Below are 25,109 nucleotides of genomic sequence, written 5' to 3' on the forward strand. Positions count from 1 at the left end.
CATTAGTTGAGCATACATTTAAACTATTTCTTAAAATCAATTAGTCATAAATAAAAAATAGTCCTTTAAAAAATTTCTCAAGAACTATTTTTTCTACTAAACAGATTCTGCTTATAATTATACTACTTTTAGGACTTTTGTATCTGTTGTCTGTAAACTATATCTTTCAATTCCCATATTATTTAATTTACTCCACAACTTTTCCATGGTTTTTTCAGGTTCATAATAGAATTCACCCCCCATTATCCTATAAACCACCCATCCTGCTCTTTCTAAATCCAGCTGCCTTTCTACTGCCTCCTTCCAATTATATTCTTCAGATGGAACATCGCCGTCACATACCACAGCAACCCTATTTCGCATACCTTCTACAATAAAATCCATCTTGTATTTACCTATTTCTACTTTAGGAGTGACTTTATACCCTCTACTTTTTATAAGATTATAAACATCTTTTTGAAATTCAGTTTGAAATATATATTCTACATTCCCACTATTTTTATCATGCTTGTTATAGTTCAGACAGTAATTGAGAAGAGAATACCGTACACACTCCTCATTTAAATCTTTCAGATCTACAGAATGAAACAGCCACATTTGATTTCTAGCCCTACTTGCTGCCACATTAAACCTCTTAATATCATTTTCTTTTGTGAGAGGTGCAAATTTTATATTTTTAGAAATCACCATAGACAAGAACATTATGTCCCGTTCATCACCTTGAAAAGAATAAGCATCTCCACATATAAGTTTTCTCCTTATAATTTCTTTTACACCTATTTTATCCTTTAACATATTTTCAATAAGTCGTCCTTGTGCCTCACCAAGCAGTGATATAACACCCATAGACATATTTGAATATTTACTATCCCTGCAGCAGGCTGCAACTTTATCTACCAAACATTCAGCTTCTTTAATATTTACCGGTTTACTGGAATCCCTAACTCCCTCCTCTACCTTAATTGTATTTATAACAGGATAAAATCTCTCATTGATTCTAGGATATCTTAAAGTCAACATTTCTCCGGAATAAACCAAATTATTGCTGAAGTTTATTATTTCAGGTACACATCTAAAATGTTCTTTCAGCATAAGTCTAGCTGGGAATACTCTCAGTGCCGTATCATAAAGACTTGTCTGTAAATCAAACCACTGTCTTTGAGGTATTTCTTTTAAATATTTATTTATTAAATTGTACATACTCCTCTGATCAACACCCACAACTTCTGGACTTATCTGATTATCATCTCCTACTATAACTGCCCTTTTGGCTCTCATCAGCGCACACAATGAAAACAAATCACTTTGGCTGCTTTCATCAAATATTATTACATCAAACATATTTTTTGAAAGCTTTACATTTTCTATAACCCTGTTTAATGGCATAATCCATACTGGGATGATCTTTTTGCACTTCTCCATTTCCCTCTGGGCTATTTTTCTGTACTCAGGTACCATCTTACCTCTGCCCTTTCCAATCCTCTTCACTGCCTGCATCCATGAAAACAAACTTCTCTTTTCATTTTCCGTAGTTCTAAGTATTTGATTATACCATGTATTTTTTGAAACTATATCTTTTATGATTTCTTTCTCCCTATTCTTTTCTATTCCTATGGCCTCTTCTATTTTTTCTAGATTTAGGCTATACATGTGATTTAACAAACTATTCCACTGTGCCCATTTCCACGCCCTTGTCCAATCATTAAATTTCTCTTTTCCGCAGTCCCAGTCGTCTATTATATTTTTAGCAGTTTTAGGACATATTCTATTTAATTTACCTATTAACTCATCTACCTTAAGACATTTATTCTTTACCCCTTTAATTTCTCTTAATTCCTGTAATGTCGCTTTAACTTGGTTTACATTCAAATTGTCCACAGCTTCATAGAGTTTTTTTAATTCTCCTGTATTATTTATTGTCTTTTTAAATACTTCTATGTAGGCCTTATCATTATTGTATATATCAATGCCTTTTATAGCTGATACACATTTGACTAGATAATCATAGGATTCTTTCTTGTGCCAGTCCATGTCCCGCGGAACTGATATCCTCCCCAGTCCTTCTTCTATTGGCCTTTTATATTTTACATCCCAATTTACAATTTCGTACAAATAGCTTAGATTCTTTTCCATCAAAATTATATCAGAAGGTTTTATGGAAGCAGCCATTACCTTTAGCCCATAATCTCGCATAGTATTATTCCACATATTTCTCAACTCATTAATAACCTGTTTCTGTCGAACATGTAGTCTAATTATTATTGCTTGTTCCATATTCTTCAAAGGCATTCCGTCTATCTTACAATTTTTTAATACATAATTACATTCAGGATGTATAAGTGTAAATAACTTTCCTATTTTGCCATTCCTGTCAAAGGAATTATATAATATATCAAAACTCTCTGAAAATTTATCAGTATCAATATCATCGGAAATTTCTATTTTGTGATCTCTAATCTGATCTCTAACTTTACTGAGTATCAACATGCAATTATTACTCTTATACAGAAGATCTTTGAGAGTCTGCCTTACCAATTTACTGCTATAATAACTATTAAATATATCACCCCACACGCCTTCTCCTAACACTGCAATTTTATTCCTACACTCATCTAGCAGCTCTAATAATTTATCATAGTTGCACCTATTGTTACAAGGTATATGCCACCCTTCTAAAATTTCAATATATTTATGATATTCCAATCTCACTTTTTTATACTCTGATATCCTATTGCAAATTTCATCATCATCAGGCAATTTCTCTATTATTCCCTTAACATTATCAAATTTACGTTTTTGATTTTTATTCAATATTTTTCTCAAATATATTAATAAATTGAATTCTTTCTCCGATAATGGCATAATGTCATCCATATGGATCTCATCTTCCAGCCAACAATACTTTCCCCTATTATTTCTAACCCATTTAGCAATATCCATGGAGCTGTATTCTCTGCCATTATAACTGATGCCCCTATTTTCTAGCTCCTGTATATCCCTAAATTTTCCATATAATTCCCCCTGTCTTTTTTTACAAAAATCCAACTTCTTTTTTAATAATTCAACTTCTTTACATATACCCTCAGCATCCACAGATAAAGTATCCGTTATTTTCCGTACTGATTCATTGAGTCTGTTTAAGGAATTGGGATCATTACCCAATACACTGACACATAATGGTCTTATTTCTTCAGGTATCTTCTCTGTCAGTACTTTAAGTGCCCTTCCCGTTTGACTTGTCACCAATACCCTTTTACCATGGGCAAGAAGGTGGCATATTAAATTAACTATAGTATGACTTTTACCTGTTCCTGGAGGTCCTTGAACAACTACCCCATAATTTTGGGCCATCTTTTTTATTATCTCCTTCTGTTCTAAATTTGCAGGTAATGGGAAAAGTACATTTTCCCCGACTTTCTCCCACTCACGTCTTTCTTTCTCATCACAATCTATAGTCTTTTCATTTACCAATGCCTTTACAGTTTCAGGTATTTCACATCCATTGTCTATGGCTTTAATTATATTATTTATCTCAACTTGCCATAATCTAGCATTATTTTTTCTTACAAAAATGACGGATGTGTTATAGATATTTGGACGTTGCTGAAAATCAACTCTTTTTTTAGAAAAACTACTTTTTTTAAATTCCCCAGGAGCATCTATATGAGAAAGAAGTTTTAAAAATATGCCCTCGATCTGTCTCAAGTTTCTTGGATCCAAATTAATTCTATTCACTTTATCGGCCAGTGCAAAAATGCCCTGCATATTACACTCCTCAAACCCTTCAAACAAAGAAATTTCCAGTACAGTCCTATTTGAAGGTGTTAAGACAAATACTTCCCTCCTTTTATTAAATTCTATTTTCATCCTGGTATTTAGTATAGGATGAATAATCTTTTCATTTTCTCTCTTCCATATGAGTAACCCTTGTCCAAAAACTATTTCAAAACCTTCCTCGTTTTTCTCATTCTCCTGATATATATGGAAAAACTCTTCATATAGTCTGCCGCATTTCGCATTTATCTCAATCCAAGGTTCATTTACCGCCAATTTGTTTACACTACATCCCTGTACATGAAAAAATTCCTCTTCCCAATATAATTTTTCATAATCATAAACACTTTTTATAACCTTCTGATTTAACTTCTTTAAGCTCAATAAATAAGAAAATATATTTTTTACTCTATCCCTATAATCCATGATTTCCCCTCCTAATAATGGCCAACTAAATATTATATTTACTTTTATGTTAAATTATACCATCAAATAAATAAAATTTCAAAGTTTTCGTTAAACAAAATTCAAACATTCATGACGGTATTTTTCTACAATTATTTAAAAATTAAAGGAAGTAAGTTTTAATGTAAAAACTTACTTCCTCAATTTTCTCCTTATTATTTTATAGAACACAAACCCTATTATTATAACCACCAGAGCTATATCGGCAAAATGAAACCATTCCCGTATAATTGTCCATTTTTCTCCCATTTTATATCCTGCATATCCTAAAAATATACTCCATAACAGGGAACCCAATAGAGTATAAACAACAAATTTCTTAATCTCCATTTTACTTATGCCTGCAGGAAGGGAGATAAAGGTCCTGATTATAGGTAATAGTCTGGAAAAAAACACAATTTTTTCTCCATACTTATTAAAATAATAATCACTCTTTTCAAGGTGAGATCTAGACAGCCTAAGCTTATCCGCATATTTTTCCACTAAAGGCCTTCCTCCTATTTTCCCAATATAATAGGCTCCTATAGATCCCATCGTTCCACCTAATGTTCCAAAAATTATAACAAGTACTGGATTCAGTCTTCCCGTAAAGCTCAAATATCCTCCAAAAGGCAATATAGCTTCACTTGGAATAGGTATACAGGCACTTTCCAAAGCCATCGCCATAAATATGCCTGTATATCCAGTTTTATCCAAAACAAAAATAACTACATTTATTATTTTTTCTACCATTACTATTTCCTCTCTTGCCGGGATGCATATATATTACTAACGATCTATGGAAAAATAGTACTTTTAGACATAACTATTTTTTACAGGAATCTCTTTCAATCAATTCATGTGGCAATACATAATTTCTCTCTTTTAATTCTTCTTTGTTTATCATCTTTATAAGCATTCTCATACCCACAGATCCCATATCATAAATAGGTTGTGATACAGTAGTTAATTTAGGATAAAATATGGATGCCAAATATATATTGTTAAAGCCCATAACATCTATATCATCAGGTACGCTAATTCCATTATCTCTAAGTGCATTTATAACCCCTATGGCTATTTCATCACTAGTACAAAATATTGAATCTATTTTGGTTTTATTCAATATTTCATTTATCCCCTTATATCCATTTTTCGCTTTGGAACTGGTAAAATAAATTTTATCTCTGTCAAGTTTTAAATTATTTTCCTCAAGAGCCCTTTTATATCCCTTATACCTCACGGCACTGGCATTGACCGTATCTTCTCCAGCACCTATGTATGCTATCTTTTTGTTGCCTTTTTTTATCAAATATGCAACTCCATCATAGGCTGCCTTTTCATTGTCAATGGTTACACTGGGGATATTTTCTTTTTTATTTGTACTTTCAACTAAAACCATAGGAAATTCAAGTTGTTTTATGAGTTCCAGAATATTTGGTTCAAGAGAATTACTCATATATAAAACTCCATCTACCATTTTTTCTTTTAGAACTTTTAAATACTCCATTTCTTTTTCTATATTTAAATCAGTATTACACAGCATTATATTATAATCATATATATTTGCCACATCCTCGGCTCCCCTTACAATTTCAGGGTAGAATTGATTGGATATATCTGGAATTATTATCCCTATAGTTCTAGTCCTCTGTGTCTTAAGACTTCTTGCCACTATGTTGGGTCTGTATCCCAATTTTTTAATAGCTGCCAATACCCTTTTCTTAGTCTCTTCATTTACAACGTCTACATCATTAAGTACTCTAGATACTGTAGCTATCGAAACTCCAGCTTCTCTCGCCACGTCTTTAATTGATGCCGCCACTTTATACCACCTACCAATTTGCGTTTTTTATAATTATACTTATAAAATTACATTATTACAAGATAATTTACATATTTTTATCAATTATCATTATTTTAAGCCATAAAATTAATTTTGATACCCCAGATTTCGGATAAAACAAATAATTTTTCTGAAATCTGGGAATCTGAACAATATAATTTATTTCACTAATTCAACAGCTATATCAAGCTCCTTCCCGTTAATATTACATTTATTGTATTTTCTATCGGCATTATAAATAATATTTAATGAAAGAGTCTCTTTTTTAATTCGGTTTTCAAATTTCTTTACTACAGTTTCAAGTTTATCATTTCCGGAAATATACAAGTTTATCTTATCTGCAACTTCAAAACCGCTTTCTTTTCTCATATTTTGTATTTTGCTTAAAATTTCTCTTAAATTTCCCTCTTCTTTAAGTTGTTCTGTAACTTTAGTCTCCAGAACAATTCCTATGCTTCCTTCGCTTGCAAATGCAAAACCTTCAAGACCTTCCATAGTAATAAGAAGATTATCTGAATTCAATTCTATTTCAGAACCTCCTACGTTTATTTTTACAGCTTCGTTGTTATTTACCTTTTGTGCAAGCTCTACCTGATCCATAGAAGATATCTCTTTCGTTATTTGAGGTATCAATCTTCCATATTCTTTGCCCAATACAGGCAAATTGGGCTTTATGTTAAAGTTGACATATTTTGATAGATCCGCATTGAATTCAATATTTTTAATGTTCAACTCCTCTTTTATTATATCTCCGTAATATTGAGGTAAAGTTTTTATACTTACAAGCATTTCTAAAAGAGGCTGCCTATTTTTGATATTGGCGGTGTTTCTAGCACTTCTTCCCAGCTTAACTATCTTATAAGCTTCTGCCATATCCTTTTCCAAATCCTCATTAACAGCACTGGCATCATATTTGGGCCACTTACATAAGTGTATACTTTCCGGAGCATCTTTATCAAGGTTTACCACAAGATTTTGATAAATCTCCTCTGTCATAAATGGTACGAAGGGTGCAGCCACCAAAATCAGCGTATTCAATACTTTATACAGAGTTACATAAGCACCTATTTTATCTTCTGTTAAATGGTCACTCCAGAATCTTGTTCTATTTCTCCTCACATACCAGTTAGAAAGCTGATCCACAAAATCTCCAATATTTTGGGCTGCCTGAGTAATTCTATAATGATCCAGATGATCTTCAGTTTCCATTATAAGTGAATTTAATCTTGAAACTATCCATTTATCCATTATATTTTTGCTTGTAAACCCTTTATAGTCCAGTGGATTGAAATTATCTAAATCCGCATAGAGCACATAAAATGAATATACATTCCACAGAGTACCCAAAAACTTTCTCTGACTATCCTGAACTGCTTCCTCGTAAAATCGTGATGGAAGCCAAGGTGCACTTTCAGTATAAAAATACCATCTAGTTGCATCCGCCCCCTCATTTTCCAGTGCCACCTCTGGGCTCAATACATTTCCCTTATGTTTTGACATTTTTAATCCATGCTTATCCAGTACATGCCCTAGTACCAGACAATTTTCAAAAGGACTTCTGTCAAACAGAACCGTGGATATAGCCATAAGAGTATAAAACCATCCCCTGGTCTGGTCTACAGCTTCAGATATAAATTGAGCGGGAAAATTTTCTTTAAAAAGTTCTTTGTTTTCAAATGGATAATGATGCTGCGCAAAGGGCATGGATCCTGAATCAAACCAGCAGTCAATTACATCTGAGGATCTATTCATCTCTCCACCACATTTTGGACATTTCAATTTAACTCTATCAATATACGGTTTGTGAAGTTCTATACTTTCAGGTACATTTATCCCCTTTTCTTTTAATTCTTCAATGCTTCCTATGCACTCTTTGTGACCACATTCGCATTCCCATATTGGAAGTGGAGTACCCCAATATCTTTCTCTGCTGAGCCCCCAGTCTATCACTCCTTCTACGAATTTTCCAAACCTACCTGTTCTTATATTATCAGGATACCAATTTGTATTATTGGTATTCCTAACCAGCTTATCTCTAACTGATGACATTTTAATAAACCAGGTATCTCTTGGATAATACAGGAGAGGAGTATCACATCTCCAGCAAAATGGATAGGAATGGGTGAATTTTTCCGTTTTATAGAGTATTCCATTTTCCTTTAAATATTCTATTATTTTAGGTTCTGCATCTTTCACAAAGAGTCCTTTCCATGGTATAACTTCTTCCTTAAATTTCCCCTGTGTATCTACAGAATTGGTCATAGGTATACCATACTTTTTACAGCTGTTACTGTCATCCTCACCAAAAGCAGGAGCTGTATGAACTATTCCCGTTCCATCTGTCAATGTCACATAATCTGCATGAAGTACATAATGTGCTCTTCCTTGAAAAGATGCAAAATTAAACATTGGTTCATAATCTAATCCTACCAGTTCTTTCCCCTTAAATCTTCTTAAAACCTTATATTCGTCTTCTAATTTCTCTAAAAGGGCCTCTGCCAATATTAAATGTTCTCCTCTATTTAGCACTTCCACATAATCATAATTTTCATTTACCGCCAGTGCCATGTTGTTGGGAAGTGTCCATGGAGTTGTGGTCCAGGCAAGCATATATTTATTTTCACCCTTGAGTTTAAATTTAACATATATTGATGTCTCTTTTACATCCTTATATCCCTGCGAAACCTCATGAGAGGAAAGTGCAGTACCACACCTCGGACAATAAGGTACAACTTTATGACCTTTATACAAAAGACCCTTTTCCCAAATTTTCTTTAATGCCCACCACTCTGATTCTATATAATCATTGTGATAAGTTACATAGGGATTATCCATATCAACCCAGAAACCTATTCTGTCAGACATTTTTCTCCACTGGCTCACATATGTAAATACACTGTCTTTGCATTTTTTTATGAAATTTTCCACTCCATAATCTTCTATCTGTGGTTTTCCTGATATTCCAAGGCTTTTTTCAACTTCAAGTTCTACTGGAAGTCCATGTGTATCCCATCCTGCTTTTCTTAAGACTCTATACCCTTTCATGGCTTTATATCTTGGTATAAGATCTTTTACAACTCTAGTCAAAACATGGCCTATATGAGGCATTCCATTGGCAGTTGGAGGTCCATCATAAAAAGTAAAATATTCTCCGTCTTCATTCTCTTTAAAGCTCTTCTCCTCTATTTTTTTGTCTTCCCATAATTTCAGAACATCCTTCTCCCTCTCTACAAAACTTTTATCATTGTCAATTTTTTTATACATGATTTGACCCCTTTCTATTCTTATTGTTAAGTTTTTACTACTATGTTTATTTTATACACAGTACGAAATGCAATATATAACTTTAATTATTTACAATAAAAAACTTCATCCAAATAGGACGAAGTTTTATTCGTTATACCACCTATGGTAATACTTTTTACTATTATATTCTTTTCTTTAACGCAGAATTACGTGAAAGCTTACTCAAAATAATAAAACATCTTTCAACTTCCAAACTCCAAGGTGATTTTCTCCAAATTATTCTATGAGTTCTCAACACCCTCACTCTCTGTAAGTAATATAAACTTGGATACTCTCCTTCTTCAACGTTTTTAAAACAATCATGATATAATTTCCTTTTATTATATTATATGAGCTTTTTATTGTCAATTTATTTTTCTATCAATAACCGAGAGTTTGTAATATACCATCAGCTATAGCTTGTGCAAATTTTTGCCTGTATGCATCACTATTTAGTTTTGCCGCATCACCTGGGTTAGTTACAAATCCCAATTCTACAAGAACTGCCGGGGCAGTGGTGTTTTTGAGTACGTAAAGCCCTCTTTCGTCCTCCTTTATCTTCCTGTCATACATTCCAACTTCTCTTATTATGCTGTTTTGTATATTTGAGGCCAGTCTTTGACCTTCAGAGCTTCCTGGGTAATAATAAGTTTCAGTACCATTGGCACCAGGTTCATCAAAATAGTTGGCATGGATACATACAAAATACTTGGAATTTGCATTATTTGATATGTCACAGCGCTTTTGAAGGCTCTCTATAACACTCATTGGAGTAGAACGCATATCCGTAGTTCTGGTATACACCACATTTATTCCCTTGCTTTCAAGTATCTTTCCAGTTTTTAATCCTACTGCTAAAGTGATATCATCCTCCTGAAGACCATTTATTCCCGTAGCACCTACATCTTGTCCCATACCATGTCCTGGATCAATAGTAACAGTATACTTTCCATTGGAAGCTGGCTTGGCTTTTATTATAAACTGCATTTTAATATCATCTTTTTTTAAGCTCCTACCATTTATTGATTTTAAACCGCTCTTTATAATCAAATTATAAGTTTTACCATATGTATATGGAGTTTCAGGACTAACTATCACACTACTTCCATCACTTCCAACCTGTAAAGAAACTGGAACTATATTCCCTTCGCTGTCCGTTACAACCACGTTAGAATTATTTACCGTACTTGTATCCACCTTCATGCTAAACTTTACATTCCATGATTTATTGGGCTCAACATTTTTCCCTATGATCGCTCCATCATAGTCAGCTGCTTGTACAATATTAATTCCTGCAAGTGCTGCAAACATTAATACAAAGCTTACTAGCAGTACCATATAAGTTTTTATATTTTTCAATCAATCACCTCCATATAAACCTTACATTATTTTATTATAATATAAAAAGTATTAATTTTATACATAAATATAGTTATATTTTTATACTAATCTAAAATAATCATATTTTAATAGAATGATCATAATAATGATATAATATTATAAATATAAAAAATTTTTTCATTGAGGAGATGTTTTTATGAAAATAAAATGGTTAGGTCATTCTAGTTTTTTATTGGAAGATTCAATGGGTCACAAGCTTCTAACAGATCCTTTTGATGAAACTGTAGGGTATAAGGTATTTCGTGGTAAGGTGGATTTAATCACAATAAGTCACAGTCATTTTGATCATAATTATACGAAAAATATAGAATACAGCCATATTATAAACAAGCCGGGTTCTTTTAACCTATGCGGCATACCAATTATTGGTATACCTTCTTATCACGATAAGGTCAATGGAGCAAAACGTGGAAAAAACATAATATTTATAATAGAAATGGACGGCTATCGAATATGCCATTTAGGAGATATTGGATACGTATTGTCTAGGGATAAAGTAGAAGAATTAGGAAGCATAGATGTATTATTTATTCCGGTAGGCGGCAATTTTACTATAGATGGTAAAGAAGCTGCAGCACTTGCTAAATCCATTAACAGCCACATAGTAATTCCAATGCATTATAAGACTTCCCCTTTAACTTTCGAATTAGATGGTCTAGAAAAATTCCTTAAATACGCAAGAAATGCAGAAAGAGTTAAGAACAACACTTTAATTATAGAAAATAATTTACAAGAATACAATTCAGTTAAAATACTTGATTTTAAATAATTGCCAAACAAGCACCAACATTGATATCCATCAAAATATTAATTGTGCTCTACGTGCTCTAATCCTGCATTAAACAGCCTATTTATATGTTCATCATCCAATGAATAATATACAGATTTACCATCTCTCCTAAATTTAACTAGTCGAGCTGTCTTTAAAATTCTAAGTTGATGTGATATAGCGGATTGGCTCATTTGAAGTATCTCTGCTATATCACATACACACAGTTCTTTCTTAAACAGTGCATATATTATTTTAATTCTTGTGAAATCACCTAACACTTTAAAGAGACCGGAGAGATCCCTAAAGACTTTTTCATCCAGCATACTCTCTTTAACGCACTTTATACAGTCTTCATGAAGTTCAGTACAGGAGCACACTTCAATTCCCAAATTATCTTTCACATTATCAACTCCCTACTAGAAGTATTATAATATATTTAATTGGATCCTTTCAACTAAAATCACAATAGTACTACTTTTAATTATAAAATATCTCTACAACCTTGTGAGTTTTTAGACTTTTTTTTACATCAATAATTCTCTGATTGCTTGAACCTTTGAATTTTAATCTGCAGTCCTTCTTATTTTCTTCAAATTTTCCATCAACCAATACGTCTATGTCATTTATCAGACTTTGCCAATATTCATTTTGAGTGTTATACAGGATATACTCAAAAGTATATCCTGTATAACACCATATATTCAAACCCAATGCTTTAATTTTATCTGCCATATAGGAAAATTCTTCTGCCTGTTCAAAGGGATCGCCTCCTGAAAATGTAATTCCAGTTATCAGCGGATTACCCTTTATCTGTTCAATCAATTCATCTGTATCTCTAAGCTCTCCCCCATTAAAATCATGTGTGGAAGGATTAAAACATCCTCTGCAATTATGTCTGCATCCTTGAGCAAAAAACACCCTTCTCATCCCGGGGCCATTGACCAAACTTTCATATACAATACCTGCCAATCTAATTTTTTTTCTTACCATTAAAATTCACCCCCATAGATGATGATTTAAGAATATATAAGTTCATTATTCCTATGAGATACTCTATCTGCTCTTTCTGCGGCCTTTCCTTCTCCAAATCTCTCGTCCAGTGATAAATATCCCGTTACTCTGGATATTCCCTGTATATTACTACTGCCGCATTTAGGACATACTTCTTCGCCTTGCAAATAAGTACCACATTCTTTACAATATCTTATATGAAAATTTATCCCTATGTAGCTCATATTCGTGTTATCGTAGGCATAATTAATTATATTTTTTACCACTTTTTCTGATGGATAATCGTCTATTTCCACATAACTTATATGTCCGCCATTACACAATTTATGGTAAGGAGCTTCAATATCAATTTTATCCTTTATAGATATTGGAAATCCCACAGGAATGTGATAAGAATTAGTATAGTAATTCTTATCTGTAACTCCCGGTATTTCACCAAATATTTTCTTATCGTGAATTATAAATTTCCCGCTTAGACCTTCTGCAGGGGTGGCATAACAACTCCAATTTAAATGAGTTTCTTCTGTAAGCCTATCAGTATAATTTCTGATATGAGAAATTATTCTTATCCCGAGTTCTCTTGAATTTTCATCCTGACCATGGTGCTTCCCGGTCAATGCCACCAACGTTTCTGCAAGACCAATGAAACCTATTGCCCAGGTGCCCTGTTTCAATATCGGCTCTATGGAATCATCGCTTTCTAAATTCTCAGCACCCCTCATAAGTTTTTGTCCGGCTACAAAAGGTAAATCTCTGACCTTCAATCTTTTTAATATGCTGTACCTATGCATGAGAGACTGCATGGAAAGCTCAAGTCTTTTATTCAACAGTTCAAAAAATTTATTTATATTACCTTTAGAAATAATGCCAATGCGGGGCAAATTAATAGTAACTGGAGCTATATTTCCTCTTCCCTCCGGGCCTGGTTCTCCATTTACATTAGAGCAAACGTAAGTCCGGCATCCCATAGTAGCAGGTATAATTCCCTTGTCATAATAAGTCTTGTTAAAATCCGCATCTAAATTCATGAAAGTTGGATTCATTCTTTTTGAGGCCACTCTACAAGCTATGCTAAATAAATAGTAGTATGGATCTTCCTCATTTTTATTTACACCCTTTTTGACTCTGAATATTATATTCGGAAATATGGGCTGCTCGCCTTTCCCAAGTCCCTTCTCATATTCAAGTAAAAATATTTCACAGACTAAGGCCGCATCTTCTGATCTTGGTATACCTATATTTATAGAACTAAAAGGCACCTGTGAACCAGCTCTTGAATGCATTGTATTTAAATTATAAATTATTCCCTGCATGGCCTGTTCTATACTTCGCCTTAATTTCTTATTCAAAATTTTAGCTATCTTATTCTCTTCCACTCCCACTGCCCTTAGATCTTCAATTATCTCTTTTCTAGTGGGTTCAACAAAAACAGCCATGTCATTGTCAAAATCCGGATGAGACTGTCCCCCAAACATATCATTTTGTGATGACTGCAAGAGTATGCAGGAAAGTTCTGCAGCAGATTCTATTCTCTTAGGCGATCTTATATTCCCATATCCTGTATTAAAGCCTTCTAAAAGCATTTTTTTAGTCGGTATATGAAGACAATTTACAGTCAGATTATAAGAATCCAAATCATGATAATATATATCTCCATTTTCATGTAATTTAGCCAGATACTTTGGCATAGTAGCTAAATTGTGCCACTTATTGGACTCACTTGCTATTCTCAAAAGCTTGGCACTAAAATTATTTCCTACGTTAGCATTATCCCTATCTGTCTGAATTCCTATTTTGTCAATGGCTTTCATAAGATCGGATTTTATCTCTCTTATATTATTTCTCTCTTTTCTATAATTTGAGTAGGATAATCCTATCTTCAAATATCCCCTTTTTAAAAGCACTTCTTCAACTATATTTTGTATATCCTCTACATTTATTTCTTTCAAATTTAACTTTTCCAAACACTGTATAACTTTCTGAGTTAAATCAATAAATTCGCTCTCTTTCAACTCATACCCTATCTCTTCAGAAGCACCTTTTATTGCATTGGTGATTTTGACAGAGTCAAAGTCAACTTTCCTTCCATCTCTTTTCACAACATGTAGCATATATTGTTCCTCCTGACCACTATATCTTGTATATCTACCTGGTTTATTATACTATACCACATATAAAAAATCAATTTTTAAATTTTAGGAATAAGAATCAAAATAATGATAAAACTAATAAAAACTCAATTTTATAGGAGGAATCTATATGATTGGTAAAATAATAGATTTAAATGTTACAGAAGCACTTATAAGTTTTCAAGATGGATCAACTGCCGATATAGGTATCTCTCATTTACCTGCCAGCATAAAAATAGGAGATACTGTAAATATAAATCCAAATTTTACATCTAAGTTAAATGATAAGTTTGGAAATACTTCACTCATGAATATATTTTAATTTTTCCTAAAAAAATATTATACAAAAATGCGTTCTGACTAAACCCATTAAGCTTTTTCAGAACGCACTTCCCTATTTGATTCAAAATCAATTCAATATACTTTTTTATTCTACAGTAATGGCAGAAACAGGGCAATTTTCCTCAGCTTCTTTTGCCGAGCCTTGAGACTCTTCCGGTACTTCGCCTGTAATTGCAACTGCTTTACCATCTTCATCCATTTCAAATACTTCAGGACATGTACTTGGACATAGTCCACAACTTATACAGACATCTTTATCAACTACCGCTTTCATAATATCTCCTGTTGGACAACAGGACTTTCACCTCTCTTTTTATAAATTTAATACATAATGTAATAATAAAATAATTTTCATCTGTATTATTGCCATAAAACTAATTTATTATATCCACGTTTGAATTATTTTGATAGAGCTATAAGATTATCCAACAAATCATTGTAATCATGAGAATTGCCTATGTAGCTTTCCACTTTCCCATTTTCCATGCTCTCTACTAACTCAGAATTTACAGGCATTTCCTCTAATAGTTTCAAGCCAAGATATTGAGCCTGTTCTTCTGCGGATTTTTTACTAAATAGTTTTATTTTTTCTCCACAGTTACTGCACTTAACATAAGACATATTCTCCACTACTCCTATAACATTTACATCCATTTCCTCTGCCATTATGACTACTTTTTTTACTATCATGGATACCATATCCTGAGGAGTAGACACTATAACTACTCCTTCTAGTGGGAATTCCTGCATTATAGTAAGTGCTACATCTCCTGTCCCAGGCGGCATATCTATGAGAAGATAATCTAATTCTCCCCATTCTGTATCAGAATACATTTGTTTTAAAACTCCTGCTATCATAGGTCCTCTCCAGATAACGGGCTGTTCCTCCTTCTCTGTTAAAAGATTTAAAGAAATTACCTTTATTCCAAAAGAGGTTTCTACGGGTAGAAATTTTACCTGCTGTTCTTCATCAATTTGAATTATATCTGCTCTTTTATCATTTATTCCAAAAAACCTGGGCATAGATGGTCCTGTTATATCACCATCAAGTACTCCTACTTTGTAGCCTGCAGCCTTTAATTTTACAGCTAGTATTCCTGTGACTGTAGACTTTCCAACTCCACCCTTTCCACTCATAATACCTATTATATGCTTTATACCGCCATATTTTGGCAATATAAAATTACACTCATCTTGATTTTTACCGCATGCTGCTCTACTTGAACAGTTATCACAATTACTCATTTTTTTCCTCCTACAATTTAAAAATTCTCAGGTTCATTTTTATACACTTTTATGTCCCATCCGGCACCGCTGTAGGTGTCATATATATAATAAATTTTTTCACTCTTATTTTTCTTATCCCAAAATGTAATAGTCGCCTTGTACAGTGTAGATTTATATCCTTCAGTCTTTATTGTAACCCATATATCGTATTTATCCTTATTGTTATTACCAATACCGGCATTTTTAAATTTATCATTGAGATCCGACTTAAATTCTTCTACCTCTGTAGATAGTATAAACCTGGATCCATCTATGTCATCTCTAAAATTTATTCCTATCTTTTTATTTTTATCTTTGTCTCTAAAATATTCATTTAAAGTGTTCATTATTGATCCATAATAAACCTGTTTAAAATTATTTGGAGGCATTCTTATATTCCAAAAATTGTTGATCATATCATTATCTATCCTTTTTGATACAATATATATTTGATTGTTACTATAAAGATTTCCAAAATCTTTTTTATCAAGACCCGCTATATAATTAAATTTATGAATTTTATTATTCCCTTCATATATCTCAAATATATAATCTGGCTGCAATGAAGATTTCCTTGATACCTTTTTACCCGAAGACAATATATCATATAGATCTTTAATTGCATTCTGATCAGTAACCACAAATTTAAATCCCTGATCCCTTATATTCTGAATAACTATTTTATCAACTTTTCCCTCTCTTATGTACTCAAAATCCGAATTTTTTAAGCCAGCCTTAACTTCTAGCTCATCTATTTTATCGCAGCCACTCAATAAAATAGATGTCATCAAAGTAATCAATACTAAAAATACACTCAATCCCTTTTTAATTTTCTGCTGCAATTTACTCACCTGCTATTAAATGTTATCAATTTTTATGGTCAAATTTCGTTTATTGACCTAATTAATTATGCTATTTCATGCTGAAAATCTATGAATATTATAGCATATTTGTAACAAAAAAATCCCCTTTCACGCAATTAAACCTGAAAGGGATAATATATATTTTTTCATTTATACTCTAGAGTTTTCACAATGGTTTCAAATATAGTGGGCATGTTTTCTTTAAAATCCATATCTTTTACAAAAAAAGAAAATCTGCAAAATTGTTTTCCCTCTTCTATAAAATATTCTATACCCCTGTAACTATCTCCAATTTCTTTTGTAATAATATACTCAACTAAATAACCATTTCTGCCATTTATATTAATCCTACTCATATTATAACTTTTATATAAATTCTGTTTTTCAGATATGCTTCTACTATTTTGCAGGAATATTTTTAAATTTCCCTTTAAATTCCAAACCTGGACAAAACCATTTATCTTGCCATCAGCACTTTTAAAATTACTGTGGTATACTATCTCATCTCCAAATATATCCTGAACTCTACAATCCCAATTAGAAGGTAATTTATATTTTAATCTATTTTTCAACCCGCTGTACTGAGTTAATGATTTTATGTCATTTTGCATTAAAGCTGTAAATTTTAATTTCACATCAAAATTTTTCTCAAGCCCAAAGAGAATTGTCATAAGCCCTATTATAATTATTGTAACTCCAAGTTTTCTTTTATTTATGAATAGCACTTTCATAAATAATACCCAGTACTATTTTCTTACAGGTATTACTACTGTATTTGTTTTAAAGTCATAAAACATTAGCCAATATCCCACTTTATTTTTATCCTTTAAAGACACCCATGTAACAAACCCGGATTTACCTCCATAAGGCTGATCTCTTTTATCCTTAGTACCTAAAATTCCATACACCAGATATTTCACTCTACCTTTTTTATCACATTTATATCCTGATAAATAATGGCAGTGCTTTTTTACATAGGGATAATAACTTATCATAGGATAATATATTAGGGCATATTTATTATAATCGTTCATATTATACATATCTTCCATAGAACTCACAGGTACTTTATACCACTTGCATCTTTTTAATTCTTTACTTATATTTTTAATTTCCTTAAATCCATTCATAAGGTTATTAAAAAAGTCCCCTTCTGGTCCCTGAGGATAATTACCAGGTTGACTTATTCCTTTTATTTTTTTGCATTTATGCCTATTTATCTCTGCTTTTTTATAGGACTCAGTCACAGAATCATCTACGTATATAGAATTATCTTCTTCTACAGACTCATTTTTCATTTCTAGATCTTTTTTAATTCTTGATTCAAAAGTATCCTCAACAACTTTCTCTTTATCATCTTCTGATTTATTTTCCTCATTCTTTATTTCCGATTTCGTGGATGGTTTTTCTTCTACTTGATTTTCGACCTTTACTGATGCCTTCTCTTCCTTTTTATCTGCATGTTCTTCTTTTGCATCCTCTTTGATTTTATTTTCTCTATCTGTCTTAGCTTTTTCTATACTCTCTTCATACTTATCAAATACACTCTTTTTTTCAATTTTTTCTGTATCAATAGTCTCCAATTCTTCAACTTTTTCGCTTTCTTCTTTTGAGCTCTTACTCCTATCTTCTAACATTGTAAAGTTCTTCCATTGAGGTATTTCTGTGCTTGCAAATCCGCTCATTACAGATATTATGTTATTATCTAGTATTCTGACTATAGCAGCTCCTGATACTTTATCCATAGATATGCCGCTGCCAGCCACATCATCCATAGGATATTCATAACATATATCCGCTCTTCCATAATCATCTATGTTCATTTCACCTATTTTAATTATATTTTTTATATCTTTTTTATTGCATATAAGCATCATGTAATAGGGTGTTTTTTCTTTCTTGAGATTTTGTACATAATAGGATATTTTGCACTTATTATTTTTCATCTCCAATTTTGCATATCCTGAAGCAATTTTATCAGAAGCTAAAGAGTATCCTTTTTCATCTTCTTGTAATATTATAAAGTATCTACTATAACTCTTTTTTTGTGCCAATTTCCTATACCTCCATATATTATATTCATTATAATATATGAAGAAACTTTCAAAAAGTGAACAAATAGTTTTAACTTCCATACAAAAATCATGCTTTGTTAATTATAATTTCTCGGATATTTCATGTATACAATCAGATAACCTGCCAAATTCCTGCAGCGACAATGTCTCTCCCCTTCTTTTAGGATCAATTCCCGCTGTATTAAAGGCCTCTTTCATACACTCTTTAGATATATTCAACGGCTTTACCGCATTCCACAATGTTTTCCTTCTCATATTAAAAGCACATCTTACAACTTTAAAAAATAGCTTTTCATCTTTCACATTAACTCTGGGCTTGTGTAATTTAATTAATTTTATGATTATAGAATCCACTTTAGGTTTAGGTATAAAAGAAGAAGGACTCACTTTTCTTATTAATTCAACATCACAATAATATTGAACAAGTATAGACAAAGCTCCATATTCCTTACAACTAGGTTTTGCTGCAATTCTTTCTCCTACTTCCTTTTGTATCATTATAATAAAAGTCTTAAAATTGTAGTTTTCATTTAGCATTTTTGCAATAATAGGTGTAGTTACGTAATAAGGTAAATTTGCCACAATCTTTATATTATCTTCAACATTTATTATTTGAGAAAAATCCATCTTTAGTACATCTTTATGTATTAATTGAAAATTGGTGAATTCCTTTAATTCCTCTTTTAAAATAGGAATTAAATTCATATCCAATTCAATAGCATATACCATTTTTGCAGACTTTAAAAGTTCTCTCGTCAAAGTTCCCACTCCAGGACCTATTTCTATAATTACATCGCCTTTATCTATTTCTGCACTATTTACTATATCCTGTAATACTGAAGTATCTATTAAAAAGTTCTGTCCTAAAGCTTTGGAAAATCTAAATCCGTATTTTTTTACTATACTTTCTGTAGACAGCTTATTCATATTGCTTCACCTTATTCATCCTTCTATTTACTTTATTAACAGCTAATTTAAACTCTTCTTTTGTTATTCCATAATTATTTAACCTGAATAAAAACTGACAAGTATTGCCGTACCCTATGCCAAGCTCTTTACCTAAGATATCTCTTTTCTCCTTAGAATCCTGTTCTCCTGTAAGTCCAAAAAATATCATATCATTTATATCAAATTCACAATGTTTTTCTTTGAGCTCACACTTTGCATTCTTTAGAGAATCTATTATTGTTTCTGGAAGTGCATTTTCCACTCCAATATCTCCGTTTTTTACCCCATCCTTCTGAGATATATATGCATGTTTTATTCCTTTAACCCTCTTTGATATTATCCTCCTTATCTTTTCTCCTGCAAAATCTGGATCAGTTAAAACTATAATTCCCTGTCTTTTTTGAGCTTCCTTTATTCTATTTATAACCTCTTTATTTATTCCAAATCCACCTACTGCTATAATCTCCGCATCTACAGCCCTTTTAACTGCCCTTACATCATTCCTTCCTTCAACTACTATTATCTCTTTAATCATATTTTCCTCCTATGGTAAATCAATTATTTAAAGAAAAAATAGGAGCGCCTGCTCCTACCCAATTACGTAAACATTAACCCATTTCACGCCCCAATTGATAGCTTCTGATCCTGAGTTAAAAAATAGATCTACTCTATTACCTTTAATTGCTCCGCCTGTATCTTCTGCTATGGCATAGCCATAGCCCTCTACATAAAGTCTTGTACCAAGTGGTATTACTCTAGGATCAACTGCTATAGAACTATAATTGCCAATACTTCTTTTTGCAACAGTTCCTGAAGCTGTTATGCCAAACGCCGGATCTCCAGGTCTCTTACCTGTACTTTGATAATCTGCAGTATATGCAGTTGCTCTCATTTTAATGTGTCTGGCATAATTAGTACTTCCCCCTCTTGAAAGAGTACTGTTAGCTAATGTGCCTATAGCCACTACTTTTTGCACAGGCTCCTTTTTCACAATTTCTCTTATTATCTTTCGGGAAACCTCCTTACCATCCTCATATATTACCCTTGTTGTAATCTCTTTTTCACCCTTTTGTCCTTCTCGTAAAAGCCTTTTAGCTCCGTATTTAACTTGTGCATCACTTTTCAAAACTGTTTCATACTCTATCGGTCTACTTTCCCTCAGCTCCTTAATTTGGACCCTAGTCACTACTATTTTCATTCCTTTTACAATAGCATGCTCTCTAGACGGATATATTTTATCCATGTTTGAGGTTTTAATATTTTCATTTTCTAACAAATTCTCAACATTATCTTCTGCTGACTCTATACTTAATTTTTTACCATCAACTGCTACTTCAACTTTTACTGCCCTTTTAATTATCAGTTTACTTTTATCTTTCACTTCACTGTCTAGACTAGGTATTACCTTATCCCTCGGTCCTATTTTAATTCCATTACTGGTCAAAACCTTTCCATAGTTATGGCTGAATGTAACAGCCTTTATATTCTTACCATCTACTGAAATTGTCACCGTTTTTTTTATACTAAACATTACTAAAACCAAAATTACTAAACTTATAGATATAACAAATTCTATTCTAGGACCACGGGGAAAATATTTCTTCAAGCAAGCTTTAAACTTCTCCACCATAAAAATACCTCCTCTGGGCAAAAGCGACATATCCCATTATAAATGGAATCTAAATTCATGTCAAATATCACCCTGTATAAAACTGTTTTTCAAAATATCAATGCATCCTATGCATAAAACTTATAAATAAAATACTTATTTATGATTGCAATATAAAAATGATCCCTATTCCAGAATCTCCCATATAGTTTTTTATTTGAATCACAGTTTTTATTATCTTTTGGTGGTTTTTTATATAGACTATGTTATAACTACAAATTTAATTACTAAAATATACAATTTAAATAAAAAATGCTAAAACCTCTTTCCTATTTTACACTATTATTACAAATTAAGCAAGTGCTTTGTATTGGAAATTGTTATTTTACTTATTTCCTCTATTTCTAATTCTTTTATTTCTGCAATTTTACTCATAATAAATTGGATATACTCAGATCTATTTCTTTTACCTCTAAAGGGAACTGGTGTCATATAAGGGCAGTCAGTTTCAACTAAAATCCTATCAACTGGTACTTCCCTTGCTACATTTATCACTTTTTTTGCATTTTTAAAAGTCACTACTCCCGTAAAACCTATATAATACCCTGATTTCAAACACTCTCTTGCAAATTCAACGCTTCCTGAAAAGCAATGGATCTCACCGATAACATCCTTAAACTGCTTTATTATATTCAGGGTATCCTCATGAGCTTCCCTATCATGTATAATTACGGGCAAATTCAATTCTCTTGCCAGCTCCATCTGTCTTATGAATACAGCTTTTTGTACATCCCTCGATGGATTTTCTCTATAATAATAATCAAGACCTATTTCTCCTATAGCCCTTACTTTTTTATTTTTGGCCAGTTCTCGTAATTCTTTTATTGTATCATCATTAAATTTGTATGCATACTCTGGGTGTATTCCAACAGCTGCGTAAAATATATCATACTTTTTCGTCAATTTTACAGAGAACCTAGAACCCTCTATGGAAGAACCACAGTTTAGTACTCCCACTATATCGTGATCTTTAAGCTCTTTTATGACTTGATCTCTGTCTTCATCAAATTCTTCATCATCATAATGTGAATGTGCATCAAAAATGCTTATATTCAATTTTTACCCTCCTCACATTCAAATCTCTTTATTTTAATTACAACAAAATACTATCAAATTTCCATAAATTTTGATAGTATTTTGTCTGATTATAATATCAAATTTTGTTTTAGCTTATTGTACTTCCTGCTGGAAGCTCTCCAGGAACAGATACGGTAAACAACTTTTTATTATCTTCCGATGCTGCAGACAAAATCATTCCCTGTGAAATCTCGCCTTTTAACTTTATAGGCTTCAGATTTGCTACGACAACTACATTTTTCCCAATAAGTTCTTCCGGTTTATAGTATTTAGCTATTCCCGAAACCACCTGTCGTTTCTCTTTTCCTAAATCCAATTGAAATTTAAGTAATTTATTTGATCCTTCTATAGCTTCACATTTCAATACTTTAGCCACTCTCAAATCAAGTTTTTCAAAATCATCTATACTTACTTCTTTCTTACAGGCTTTTGCTTTAGGTATATTTGTAGAATTCTGCTGCTTTAATGCGTTTAATTCCTCTATTTTTTTATCCAGATCTATCCTTGGGAACAAAATCTCCCCTTTATGAATTCTAGTTCCAGCTTTGGTGCCATCAAAAGACGCTATACTGTCCCAGGAAACGACGTCTGCATTAAGCTGTTTATACATCTTTTCACTGGTTTCAGGAAGGTATGGTGAAATGCAGATTGCTATTATTCTCAAAGATTCAGAGAGATTATAAAGTACAGTTCCCAGCCTGTTCTTTTTATCTGCATCCTTAGCTAATATCCAAGGTGTAGTCTCATCTATATATTTATTTGCCGCACTTACAAGTTCCCATATGCTGTCCAGTGCATCAGGTATCCTGAGATCATTCATATTTTTCTCCATTTTCTTAGGTGTATCAAGAGCTATATCTATAAGCTTACTGTCCACAGCTTCCTTTTCTGACGGCACTGGTATTATTCCATCAAAATATTTTTCTATCATAGTACAAGTTCTGGATAAAAGATTTCCCAAATCATTAGCCAAATCTGAATTGATCTTATTTATAAATATCTCATTATTGAATAATCCGTCGGCGCCAAATGGGATTTCTCTCAAAAGATAATATCTTACAGCATCTGTACCAAAATTATTCACTAAAACTACAGGATCCACAACATTCCCCTTAGACTTAGACATTTTTCCCCCATTTACCAAAAGCCATCCATGTCCAAATACCTTTTTAGGAATAGGTTCTCCTAACGCCATGAGCATTATAGGCCAGTAGATAGTGTGAAATCTCAGTATATCTTTTCCCACTAAATGCACATCTGCCGGCCAGTATTTTTTATATAATTCCTGATTTTCACTGCCATAACCCAATGCAGTTATATAATTTGCCAGTGCATCTATCCAAACATATATTACATGTTTTTTATCAAAAGTTACAGGTACACCCCAATTAAAAGATGTTCTTGAGACACATAGATCCTGAAGTCCAGGTTTCAAAAAATTATTTATCATTTCGTTTTTTCTGGATTCGGGCTGTATAAAATCCGGATGTGCTTTAATATAATCTATAAGCTTTGGAGCATATTTTGACATTCTAAAAAAATAAGCTTCCTCACTTGTCTTTTCTACAGGTCTTCCACAATCGGGGCATTTCCCATCTACCAATTGAGTTTCAGTCCAGAAGGATTCACAGGGTGTACAGTACCAACCTTCATACTTTCCCTTATATATGTCTCCCTGATCATACAATTTCTTAAATATTTTTTGAACTGCCTTTACATGATAATCTTCTGTAGTCCTTATAAACTTATCATAACTTATATTCATCATTTTCCACAGTTCTTTGATACCAGCCACTATTTCATCTACATACTCTTTAGGGCTCACTCCTTTGGCCTCTGCCAATCTTTGAATCTTCTGCCCGTGCTCATCAGTGCCAGTTAAAAGCATGACATCATACCCAGTAAGTCTTTTGAATCTAGCAAGAGCATCTGCCGCTACAGTAGTATAGGTATTTCCTATATGAAGATTTGCAGATGGATAATAAATAGGTGTAGTAATATAATAAGTTTTTTTAGTCATATTTTTCTCTCCTTTTTCTCTTAATTTTATGTGAATACAAAATATTCTATAGTAAAATAAATGTATTTTTAGCAGCAACAGGCTTAAAAAAGCCTCTATATGAAGAAAATATCTTCATATAGAGGCGCAAATACGCTTTACCACTCTATTTTATTTTTATTTTACAATAAAAACCTCAACAGGTAAC

At 32.4% G+C, this 25,109-nt stretch carries 20 protein-coding genes and 1 other annotated feature; of the genes, 2 read left to right on the forward strand and 18 right to left on the reverse strand.

Features of this window, described 5'->3' with window-relative positions:
- Positions 1-117: 117 nt before the first annotated feature.
- The 5 genes from LN736_RS02400 to LN736_RS02420 form a co-directional block, all read right to left on the reverse strand.
- Positions 118-4,200, reverse strand: coding sequence for an AAA domain-containing protein (locus LN736_RS02400; protein WP_229980713.1), 4,083 nt, complete (start codon positions 4,198-4,200; stop codon positions 118-120).
- A gap of 171 nt (positions 4,201-4,371) precedes the next feature.
- The gene (locus LN736_RS02405; RefSeq protein ID WP_150356137.1) at positions 4,372-4,971 is read right to left on the reverse strand and encodes a DedA family protein; all 600 of its coding nucleotides are present in this window, start codon (positions 4,969-4,971) and stop codon (positions 4,372-4,374) included.
- 73 nt (positions 4,972-5,044) lie between these two features.
- The gene (locus LN736_RS02410) at positions 5,045-6,043 is read right to left on the reverse strand and encodes a LacI family DNA-binding transcriptional regulator (protein ID WP_229980715.1); all 999 of its coding nucleotides are present in this window, start codon (positions 6,041-6,043) and stop codon (positions 5,045-5,047) included.
- Positions 6,044-6,223: 180 nt separating this feature from the next.
- Positions 6,224-9,328: an isoleucine--tRNA ligase gene (gene ileS / locus LN736_RS02415; RefSeq protein WP_229980717.1), complete on the reverse strand. Its 3,105-nt coding sequence runs from the start codon at positions 9,326-9,328 to the stop codon at positions 6,224-6,226.
- A gap of 111 nt (positions 9,329-9,439) precedes the next feature.
- Positions 9,440-9,664, reverse strand: a binding site (T-box leader).
- A gap of 66 nt (positions 9,665-9,730) precedes the next feature.
- Positions 9,731-10,708 carry an N-acetylmuramoyl-L-alanine amidase gene (locus LN736_RS02420; protein WP_229980719.1) on the reverse strand — a complete coding sequence of 326 codons (978 nt, stop codon included), beginning with the start codon at positions 10,706-10,708 and terminating at the stop codon, positions 9,731-9,733.
- Positions 10,709-10,886: 178 nt separating this feature from the next.
- On the opposite strand from LN736_RS02420, the gene LN736_RS02425 reads away from it, so the two are divergent.
- Positions 10,887-11,519, forward strand: coding sequence for an MBL fold metallo-hydrolase (locus LN736_RS02425; protein ID WP_150357493.1), 633 nt, complete (start codon positions 10,887-10,889; stop codon positions 11,517-11,519).
- A 38-nt stretch (positions 11,520-11,557) separates the two neighbouring features.
- Here the strand turns inward: LN736_RS02425 and LN736_RS02430 are convergent, their stop codons facing one another.
- The 3 genes from LN736_RS02430 to LN736_RS02440 form a co-directional block, all read right to left on the reverse strand.
- The gene (locus LN736_RS02430; RefSeq protein ID WP_150357491.1) at positions 11,558-11,923 is read right to left on the reverse strand and encodes an ArsR/SmtB family transcription factor; all 366 of its coding nucleotides are present in this window, start codon (positions 11,921-11,923) and stop codon (positions 11,558-11,560) included.
- A 76-nt stretch (positions 11,924-11,999) separates the two neighbouring features.
- Positions 12,000-12,512 carry an anaerobic ribonucleoside-triphosphate reductase activating protein gene (gene nrdG / locus LN736_RS02435; protein WP_150357490.1) on the reverse strand — a complete coding sequence of 171 codons (513 nt, stop codon included), beginning with the start codon at positions 12,510-12,512 and terminating at the stop codon, positions 12,000-12,002.
- A 26-nt stretch (positions 12,513-12,538) separates the two neighbouring features.
- On the reverse strand, positions 12,539-14,644 hold the full coding sequence (locus LN736_RS02440) for an anaerobic ribonucleoside triphosphate reductase (protein WP_229980721.1): 2,106 nt from the start codon (positions 14,642-14,644) through the stop codon (positions 12,539-12,541).
- Between the two features lie 148 nt (positions 14,645-14,792).
- On the opposite strand from LN736_RS02440, the gene LN736_RS02445 reads away from it, so the two are divergent.
- Positions 14,793-14,984 (forward strand): hypothetical protein, encoded by a 192-nt coding sequence (locus tag LN736_RS02445; RefSeq protein ID WP_150357486.1) that lies wholly within the window; start codon positions 14,793-14,795, stop codon positions 14,982-14,984.
- A gap of 105 nt (positions 14,985-15,089) precedes the next feature.
- Here LN736_RS02445 and LN736_RS02450 read toward each other — a convergent pair whose 3' ends face one another.
- The 10 genes from LN736_RS02450 to metG all read right to left on the reverse strand — a co-directional run bounded on the left by LN736_RS02450 (position 15,090) and on the right by metG (position 24,922).
- Positions 15,090-15,278 carry a ferredoxin gene (locus tag LN736_RS02450; protein ID WP_150357484.1) on the reverse strand — a complete coding sequence of 63 codons (189 nt, stop codon included), beginning with the start codon at positions 15,276-15,278 and terminating at the stop codon, positions 15,090-15,092.
- A 125-nt stretch (positions 15,279-15,403) separates the two neighbouring features.
- Positions 15,404-16,249, reverse strand: coding sequence for an Mrp/NBP35 family ATP-binding protein (locus LN736_RS02455; RefSeq protein WP_150357482.1), 846 nt, complete (start codon positions 16,247-16,249; stop codon positions 15,404-15,406).
- A gap of 17 nt (positions 16,250-16,266) precedes the next feature.
- Positions 16,267-17,058, reverse strand: a complete 792-nt coding sequence (locus tag LN736_RS02460) for a hypothetical protein (protein ID WP_179978349.1) — start codon at positions 17,056-17,058, stop codon at positions 16,267-16,269.
- 221 nt (positions 17,059-17,279) lie between these two features.
- Positions 17,280-17,864: a PsbP-related protein gene (locus LN736_RS02465; protein WP_150357478.1), complete on the reverse strand. Its 585-nt coding sequence runs from the start codon at positions 17,862-17,864 to the stop codon at positions 17,280-17,282.
- 15 nt (positions 17,865-17,879) lie between these two features.
- Positions 17,880-19,187: a DUF7922 domain-containing protein gene (locus LN736_RS02470; protein WP_150357476.1), complete on the reverse strand. Its 1,308-nt coding sequence runs from the start codon at positions 19,185-19,187 to the stop codon at positions 17,880-17,882.
- Positions 19,188-19,289: 102 nt separating this feature from the next.
- The gene (rsmA, locus tag LN736_RS02475) at positions 19,290-20,135 is read right to left on the reverse strand and encodes a 16S rRNA (adenine(1518)-N(6)/adenine(1519)-N(6))-dimethyltransferase RsmA (protein WP_229980723.1); all 846 of its coding nucleotides are present in this window, start codon (positions 20,133-20,135) and stop codon (positions 19,290-19,292) included.
- Positions 20,128-20,691 (reverse strand): ribonuclease M5, encoded by a 564-nt coding sequence (gene rnmV / locus LN736_RS02480; RefSeq protein ID WP_179978147.1) that lies wholly within the window; start codon positions 20,689-20,691, stop codon positions 20,128-20,130. The genes rsmA and rnmV overlap by 8 nt, the downstream gene beginning before the upstream one ends.
- Before the next feature lie 54 nt (positions 20,692-20,745).
- Positions 20,746-21,786 (reverse strand): 3D domain-containing protein, encoded by a 1,041-nt coding sequence (locus LN736_RS02485; protein WP_150357470.1) that lies wholly within the window; start codon positions 21,784-21,786, stop codon positions 20,746-20,748.
- A gap of 324 nt (positions 21,787-22,110) precedes the next feature.
- Entirely contained in the window at positions 22,111-22,881 is a 771-nt protein-coding gene (locus tag LN736_RS02490) for a TatD family hydrolase (protein ID WP_179978148.1), read from the reverse strand.
- Between the two features lie 109 nt (positions 22,882-22,990).
- Complete coding sequence (gene metG / locus LN736_RS02495; RefSeq protein WP_229980725.1) at positions 22,991-24,922, reverse strand: methionine--tRNA ligase; 1,932 nt, start codon at positions 24,920-24,922, stop codon at positions 22,991-22,993.
- Between the last annotated feature and the right edge of the window lie 187 nt (positions 24,923-25,109).

Origin of the sequence: Clostridium aromativorans (genome assembly GCF_020908015.1) — a bacterium.
In the GTDB taxonomy this organism is placed as follows: Bacteria; Bacillota; Clostridia; order Clostridiales; family Clostridiaceae; genus Clostridium_B; species Clostridium_B aromativorans.

What these genes read in the sequence shown, in the direction of transcription:
- LN736_RS02485 (WP_150357470.1), bottom strand. Translation starts at nt 21,786, where the DNA reads ATGGTGGAGAAGTTTAAAGCTTGCTTGAAGAAATATTTTCCCCGTGGT.
- LN736_RS02425 (WP_150357493.1), top strand. Translation starts at nt 10,887, where the DNA reads ATGAAAATAAAATGGTTAGGTCATTCTAGTTTTTTATTGGAAGATTCA.
- rnmV (WP_179978147.1), bottom strand. Translation starts at nt 20,691, where the DNA reads ATGATTAAAGAGATAATAGTAGTTGAAGGAAGGAATGATGTAAGGGCA.
- nrdG (WP_150357490.1), bottom strand. Translation starts at nt 12,512, where the DNA reads ATGGTAAGAAAAAAAATTAGATTGGCAGGTATTGTATATGAAAGTTTG.
- LN736_RS02465 (WP_150357478.1), bottom strand. Translation starts at nt 17,864, where the DNA reads ATGAAAGTGCTATTCATAAATAAAAGAAAACTTGGAGTTACAATAATT.
- LN736_RS02405 (WP_150356137.1), bottom strand. Translation starts at nt 4,971, where the DNA reads ATGGTAGAAAAAATAATAAATGTAGTTATTTTTGTTTTGGATAAAACT.
- metG (WP_229980725.1), bottom strand. Translation starts at nt 24,922, where the DNA reads ATGACTAAAAAAACTTATTATATTACTACACCTATTTATTATCCATCT.
- ileS (WP_229980717.1), bottom strand. Translation starts at nt 9,328, where the DNA reads ATGTATAAAAAAATTGACAATGATAAAAGTTTTGTAGAGAGGGAGAAG.
- rsmA (WP_229980723.1), bottom strand. Translation starts at nt 20,135, where the DNA reads ATGAATAAGCTGTCTACAGAAAGTATAGTAAAAAAATACGGATTTAGA.
- LN736_RS02455 (WP_150357482.1), bottom strand. Translation starts at nt 16,249, where the DNA reads ATGAGTAATTGTGATAACTGTTCAAGTAGAGCAGCATGCGGTAAAAAT.
- LN736_RS02445 (WP_150357486.1), top strand. Translation starts at nt 14,793, where the DNA reads ATGATTGGTAAAATAATAGATTTAAATGTTACAGAAGCACTTATAAGT.
- LN736_RS02440 (WP_229980721.1), bottom strand. Translation starts at nt 14,644, where the DNA reads ATGCTACATGTTGTGAAAAGAGATGGAAGGAAAGTTGACTTTGACTCT.
- LN736_RS02450 (WP_150357484.1), bottom strand. Translation starts at nt 15,278, where the DNA reads ATGAAAGCGGTAGTTGATAAAGATGTCTGTATAAGTTGTGGACTATGT.
- LN736_RS02400 (WP_229980713.1), bottom strand. Translation starts at nt 4,200, where the DNA reads ATGGATTATAGGGATAGAGTAAAAAATATATTTTCTTATTTATTGAGC.
- LN736_RS02460 (WP_179978349.1), bottom strand. Translation starts at nt 17,058, where the DNA reads ATGACATCTATTTTATTGAGTGGCTGCGATAAAATAGATGAGCTAGAA.